5 protein-coding genes are annotated in these 7,116 nt (G+C 48.2%); all 5 read right to left on the reverse strand.

The annotated features are described in order from the left end of the window. Positions 1-149: 149 nt before the first annotated feature. The 5 genes from MUB35_RS30080 to MUB35_RS30100 all read right to left on the reverse strand — a co-directional run bounded on the left by MUB35_RS30080 (position 150) and on the right by MUB35_RS30100 (position 6,900). Entirely contained in the window at positions 150-1,931 is a 1,782-nt protein-coding gene (locus tag MUB35_RS30080) for a cobaltochelatase CobT-related protein (protein ID WP_103732444.1), read from the reverse strand. Beyond that, positions 1,928-2,848, reverse strand: coding sequence for an AAA family ATPase (locus MUB35_RS30085; RefSeq protein WP_054351904.1), 921 nt, complete (start codon positions 2,846-2,848; stop codon positions 1,928-1,930). Before MUB35_RS30085 ends, MUB35_RS30080 begins: the two co-directional genes overlap by 4 nt. 228 nt (positions 2,849-3,076) lie before the next feature. Then, entirely contained in the window at positions 3,077-5,191 is a 2,115-nt protein-coding gene (locus tag MUB35_RS30090) for a glutamine synthetase III family protein (protein ID WP_033143860.1), read from the reverse strand. Positions 5,192-5,363: 172 nt separating this feature from the next. Further along, complete coding sequence (locus tag MUB35_RS30095) at positions 5,364-5,918, reverse strand: manganese efflux pump (RefSeq protein WP_033143861.1); 555 nt, start codon at positions 5,916-5,918, stop codon at positions 5,364-5,366. Positions 5,919-5,979: 61 nt separating this feature from the next. Continuing rightward, entirely contained in the window at positions 5,980-6,900 is a 921-nt protein-coding gene (locus MUB35_RS30100) for a diacylglycerol/lipid kinase family protein (RefSeq protein ID WP_033143862.1), read from the reverse strand. Positions 6,901-7,116 lie beyond the last annotated feature (216 nt).

Here is a 7,116-nt window from a genome sequence, read left to right on the forward strand (position 1 = left end):
AATTGAGAAATATAAAGAGAAATGGTGTGCATAGAAAAACGACCACACAAATCTGTGTGATCGTTCATCTGCATTTCATTTTAGATATTTAACCTGTCTACTTGACAGGGGGCATATCACCGTATCACCGAAGGCCTCTGCCGTCTGTACTATTCCTCTTTTTCCAATTGCCGAATCAGATATCTCCCCACCACTTTGGAAAATCCGTTTACATTGTGGATATAGGCAAAATCCTTCCCGAAGATTTTCTTCTCCGCCGGCAGATCCTTCTCCTCCCCTGCAAATACCCCCAGGACACACACACCCTGATTCCGCAGTCTCCGCACCTCGAAGGCCGTATCCGAGATGGCGTATTTTCCCTGGTACGGCTGCGGGTTTCTGGCATTTGGACGGTTTAATATCACATCATAGGGACGACCGTCGCTTAACACGATAAGGACTTTATGTTCCTCGTCCCGGTTCAGCAGTTCGTGGCCTGCTGCCTTCAGGGCAAGTCCGTCTCTGTTATTAGAGGATGTGATATATTCAAAAATATTACTGTTTGCACTCCTGTCATCCTCATAACCGCGGAAACGGTGCATGATCGTATAATCCCAGAAAGTGCAGAAACTCATCACCCTGTGGGGAATATTCACATTGCTCAGGGCTTCACTCAGAATATACGCCTGCATGGCAACCTGACCCTGCCGGCTCCTCTGGGAGCCGCTGGCATCAATGAGCACATCCACCACAAAATCACTATTGTCCTGCTTCAGTTCCCGTACAAAGAACTTGGCGTCATCTGTCCTGCCAATCCTCCACAGCCGGGAGGGAATGATTCTGCCCCTGTCCGACAGCACTTCATCTGTCTCATCCCGCATGGTAAACGCTTTTTTCAGCATGTCTGTAAGCGTCCAGATATTATTTTTCACCATTCTGTGATTATTGTGATAGGCATAAAGGTTCTTATCCTTCTGCTTTTTCGCATATTCATATTGATAATTGCGGAGCACCGGATTCTTTAAAACTCCCTCCGTAAAATACAGGCTGCAGTCTGCATGGATTCCCCTGCACAGTAAATAGTTCAGGCGTTTTTCCTCCGGTTCTGTCAGAAAAGTCTTCCCGTAATTTCTCTGTACATAGCTGTACATGCGCTCCAGGGCCTTTTCATCCACCACCAGCACCTTTTTCCTGTTGGTGTTCTCCTCTTCCCCGTCCTCTTCCTTCTCCTGCTGCTTTTCCTGCTCCATCATATCCAGGTTGGTCATGCTCTCCGTCACTTTGTCCAGGTAAGCGGAAAATGTCTCCTCCAGGGCTTCCTCCTCCAGATAATCCTTCCAGGAAAACTCTGTCAGTTCCTCCAGGGTGACCGCCAGCACCCGCTCCAGGGAACCATGCTGCTTTTCAAACCGGGGATCCACAATCTCATTATAAAGAAAATCCACTGTCCGTATGACTTCCATAGTATCTGCGGCATTTTTCAGCTCATAGACTCTCTCCATGAAGCCCCGGAGTCTGTCCGTGGCTGGTTCCTTTCCGTTCAGAGCCTCCTTAAAAAGAGAGATTTTTAACCGCCCTGCCTCATATCCTACCAATTGGGAAAAATCCAGCTCCAGGGTGTCCTCAAAAGCTCTTCTTCTGATCTCCCCTACGCCTTCTCTCTCCTCCATGATCCGATCACAGACGGCCCACTCAATACAGAGCTGCGCAAGGCTTATAAGCTCCCCTTCCGAAGCATGGAGGTATATTTTCTTGACCAGATAAAGAGATAGCTCCTCCCGGTCAAAATAGCGGGCAAATGCCCCCTGTTTGATACCGTCATAGAGGGCAATATACCTGGAACGCCGGAAACTGTCAAGATCCGGCTTCACATCCAGGGTATAATCCCCGCTCACCGTCCACATGAGGTTGCGGATTCTGTTTTCCAGCTCCAGCTCAAATTCTTCTCTCATTGAAACACATCCTCTGTGGTCCAGGATTCCGGTATTCTTGTCATAACCACATCCTGGACGATCTCTTTTTCAAACACGTCAAAGCATTTGTTGACTACCCCCATACGGACAGCAAGCGCCGGGCCAAGGCCGCAGGAAACCGCCTTCAGCGCCCCCAGCATTCCCCGCAGATCAAGGGACTTTGTGGTGATCTCACTGTTGCCTGCCTTTGTCTGCAGGTCCATGAACAGCCCAATCCACTGCTTCAGGGCGTTTTCTTTGATACTGGGGAATTTTCTCCGGAATATATATTCCAGGGTTTCCTCATTCTGAGGCGGCATATCGATCACAAGAAAACGGGAGACCAGGGCCTCATTCAGTTCTTTTGTTCCCGCATATCCGTAATTCATGGTTCCGATAAAGCGTGCTGCGTCGTGCAGGTCAATCTTGTCATATCCGGGCACATCAATGCAGCGCCTGTAATCCAGGGAGGCGTGAAGAACGGAAACCGCATCATTTTTTGCCATATTGATCTCATCCAGGACTCCGAAACCGCCGAACTCGGCACACCGGTAGATGCTTCCCTTTCTCAGCTCCACCTCATTATTGACAAATGTATCTGTTCCTATTAAATCACCGCTGTTGGTATTTACATGGAAAGAAACATTGTACACCGGACGTCCGAAAATCCAGGCCAGATTTTCCGCCAGCATATTTTTTCCTGTAGCTTTTGGTCCTGTCAAAAGCAGGTTCTCCCCTTCCAAAAGAGCAGCGATTCCCATTTCCAGAACTTCCCTGCCGTAAAAGGGCATATCCGGGCAGATCACACGCCCCTTTGCCTCCTCTGCCACATCATATTTTGCCCGAAATTCCTCCACGCCGTCAATGAGTCCGCTGTCCACGCCCTGTTCCCGTAAAAATTCCAATTCTTTATCCATGTCTGATTCCTCTCACCTGTTTATTCTACTCCTACCCTGCGTCAGGGTAATTACAAAATACTTCTTCACATATGAATCTCTAACTTTTATCCGATTATATCATCCCATATGGATTCCAGTCTGTTGCAGATGCAACACCGCTTTTATTATTATAACACAAAAGGTGTTCCGAATCTGTATCCGGAACACCTTTTCCTGTATTATTTATAATGATTCCCGGCAGCCGTTTTATACATCAAACAACAGATCCCCATAAGACGGCATGGGCCAGATATCCTTATCCACGATCATTTCCAGTTCATCCACAGGACGGCGCAGGGCTTCCATTGCCGGCATTACCTTTTCACGGTAATAGAAGGCACGGTCTCTTCCCTCCTCCATGTCCGCTGCTGTCTTTGCCACTTCTTTTAAGTGGTTCAGCGCATTCCTGGTATCCTTCAGAAGGCCGGATGTGTCCCTGAGCAGTTCTGTCTGCACATCTACATCCAGAATGCCTGCTGACACCACTGCATTGATGGAGTCTGCCAGATTCTTCGTGTATTTGATCACTGCCGGAATGATCTGTTTGCTGGCAATATCTATCATAGTCCTTGCCTCAATATTGATGGCCTTGGAATATGTCTCGTATTTGATCTCTTTTCTGGATTCCAGCTCAGCCTTTGTAAATACGCCGAACTCCTCAAACAGGCTCACGGATTCCTCATAAGTCAGGGCTTCCACAGCTTCCACCATGCATCCGATGTTGGGAAGGCCTCTCTTAGCAGCCTCTTCCACCCACTCCTCGGAATATCCGTTTCCGTTGAATACAATCCTCTGATGCTCTGTAAAATTCTTCTTGATCAGGTCATGGACTGCCATATCGAAGTCCTCTGCCTTCTCCAGCACATCACAGGCTTCCTTGAATGACTGGGCAACAATGGTGTTCAATACCATATTGGCCGGCGCTATAGAATCCCTGGAACCAACCATACGGAATTCAAACTTATTGCCTGTGAAGGCAAAAGGTGAGGTCCTGTTCCTGTCTGTGGTATCACGCATAAACTCCGGAATGGATTTTACACCGGTCTCCAGCTTCTCGCTCTCAATACTGTGGTCAGCCATTCCTGTTGTAATCAACTGGTTCATAACATCTGTAAGCTGGTCTCCCAGGAATACAGAAATGATGGCCGGAGGAGCTTCATTTGCGCCCAGACGATGATCATTTCCCACATCTGCGGCGGATTCCCGAAGCAGTGCCGCGTGTCTGTCCACGGCCTTCAGTACACAGCTTAAAACAAGCAGGAACTGGATATTCTGATGAGGTGTAATACCCGGATCCAGCAGATTTACACCTGTGTCCGTTGTCAGGGACCAGTTGTTGTGCTTACCGGAACCATTTACGCCTGCAAACGGCTTCTCATGAAGCAGACATTTCATCCCGTGCTGGGAGGCGATACGCTTCAGCGTCTGCATTATGATCTGATTATGGTCAACCTCCACATTGACTTCCGCATAGATGGGAGCCAGCTCATGCTGTGCCGGAGCCGCTTCATTATGCTGTGTCTTGGAGGTAACGCCCAGTCTCCACAGTTCCTCATTTACATGCTTCATATATGCAGATATTTTCTGGCGGATGGTTCCAAGATAATGGTCATCCATCTCCTGACCCTTGGGAGGCATGGCTCCGAAAAGCGTACGCCCTGTAAAAGTCAGATCCTTTCTCTGCATAAAATTCTTATCACTTACCAGGAAATACTCCTGCTCCGCTCCCACGGAGGGGGTAACTTTCTTGGCTGTTGTATCGCCAAAAAGGCGGATCAGGCGCAGTGCCTGTTTATTGACAGCCTGCATGGAACGCAGCAGCGGGGTCTTCTGGTCAAGAGCTTCCCCGGTATAGGAGCAAAAGGCTGTAGGAATACAGAGTGTGGCACCTGCCGCATCATGCCTTACAAATGCCGGAGAGGTACAGTCCCAGACCGTATAACCCCTGGCCTCAAAAGTGGCGCGCAGCCCGCCGGACGGGAAGGAAGACGCATCCGGTTCACCCTTGATCAACTCTTTTCCGGAAAAACTCATCAGGACTTTTCCACTTGGAAGCGGTGCTGTGATAAAAGAATCATGTTTCTCAGCAGTCACGCCTGTCAGCGGCTGAAACCAGTGTGTATAATGTGTTGCCCCTTTTTCTATAGCCCACTCCTTCATTTCATGGGCAATCACATCAGCCATCTCAGGAGACAGTTCTTTCCCCTCCAGAATCGCCTGTTTCAAATCCTTGTAAACCTTTTTCGGCAGACGCTGCTGCATGACAGTGTCATTAAACACGTCCTCTCCAAAAATTTCAGCTACGTTTGTATACTCGCTCATATGTTTTTCCTTTCCTTACTGTGCTGCCCCATATTACATCTCTCCCAGGCCCCATATCTACCCCTTAACAAGTCATATGTCCCCGCACCTGAGACCCGCAGAGACACCTGGTCATTGAAACTGTTTCTAAGATACCTCAAAAACCGCTAAAAATCAAGAAAAAATTTACAATTCATCCCCGCAGGGAGCCAATTGCCAGCAGAAGAAGACACACTCCGCTGAGCCAGGACAGGTCCCGGTTCAGTATATGCCTGGTCCCATGTCCCAGCATCCATCCAGCCTCCATCACAGCGATACCTGCCAAAAAAGAGCCGATGACCAGCATCACCTGCCCGGACTGCACCAGCCCGGTCCCGATGCCCACCGCAATACTGTCGAGAGACAAAATAAAAGCAAGCCCCAGTCCTTCCAGCAGATTCAGCTCCTTCACCTTATCTGTATCCGCTTCCCCCTTCTTCAAAAAATAAGAAAAAAGCCTGTAACATCCAATCCCAAACAGCAGAAGAAACCCCAGTCTTCCCGTAACTCCTTCCGGAAGCAGCGCTGCCAGTCGACTTCCCATAAAAATAGCGGTACCCAAAATTGTACTCATCAGCAGGTTCATACAAACCACAATTCCAAAAGGCATCTTAGTCTTACTCACCCCATAAGCAAAACTGACCACGAAAGAATCCATGGTCAGTGCAAGAATCAACAATATACCCTTTAAAACAGCCAGAGAATTCATTGCACACCTGATTAGTTTCTGTTTCTATTATAGTATTCTGATGTGTGCAGAAGTGGTATCCCTATTCCAGCGTATTGATCAGAGGCACCGTCTCATCCTCTTTGATCATAATCTGTACTGCATGCTTCATATTCGTAATTTCCACATCCCTGTGCTCTCCCCCGAATTCCCCGTCCAAAGTCCAGGAAACAGGCCCGTCACAGGAAATCTTCAGCGAAGACGTCTTAAATGACTCGATCAGCTTCGTATCTGCCCCACCCAGCAGAGACGCAATGATCTCATTCAGCTCCAGTATATTTTTCGGCCTGTGCACCAGCATAACCTCAAACACCCCGTCATCCAGCATCACATCCGGCCCTGTCAGCTTCCGAAATCCTCCCACAGAAGTGGCATTACTCACCATCCCAAAGATAAATTCCCCTTCCATGTTACATTCCGCGCTCTCCACCGCCATATTATAGGACCTGATATTAAAAAGCCTCTGTGTTCCCTCTAATATATAAGCCGCATGCCCCAGAATATTCTTCAGATCCTGGTTCGTCTCATAAGAAACATCCGTAAACAGCCCGAACGCCGCAATATAAACAAAAAAGTCATCATTAAACTTTCCCACATCAAAAGCGTGCGCCCTTCCCTCCACAATATCCACAGCCGCCTCCAGCATATTCTTAGACACATGCAGACTATTGGCAAAATCATTAGTACTCCCCGCAGGAATATACCCCACCGGAGTCGAATGTCCCCCTTCCATGATCCCCGTCACAATCTCATCCAAGGTCCCATCCCCCCCGCTGGTAACCAGCAGGTCATACTCTCCCCCCTTACGTCTTGCCACTCTCTGCCCATCCCTATAAGCCTGCGTAGGATGCACAGTCACCTCATACCCAGCCTTCACAAATATATCAAGAATATCCACCAGCCTGTTCTTAATACTCCCCTTCCCAGCCCTGGGATTAAAAATAAACAACATCCTCTTACCCATAACCAATCCTCCCTTTTCATCTCCAGCTTATTTTACTACCGAACCCCCAATTATACAACCCTCATCCCCCGCATCCTCTTTTTTATTCTCTTTTTTTGTTACTGTTCAGAGGTTAGCTGGACATGAGAAAACCGATGGTGTAGACTGATAACAGTCAAAGCCATCGGTTTTCTTATCCAAATATTCTGGATACTCTGTCAAATATATTCGCTGGTT

Origin of the sequence: Blautia sp. NSJ-175 (assembly GCF_022867815.1) — a bacterium.
Lineage (GTDB): Bacteria > Bacillota > Clostridia > Lachnospirales > Lachnospiraceae > Blautia > Blautia celeris.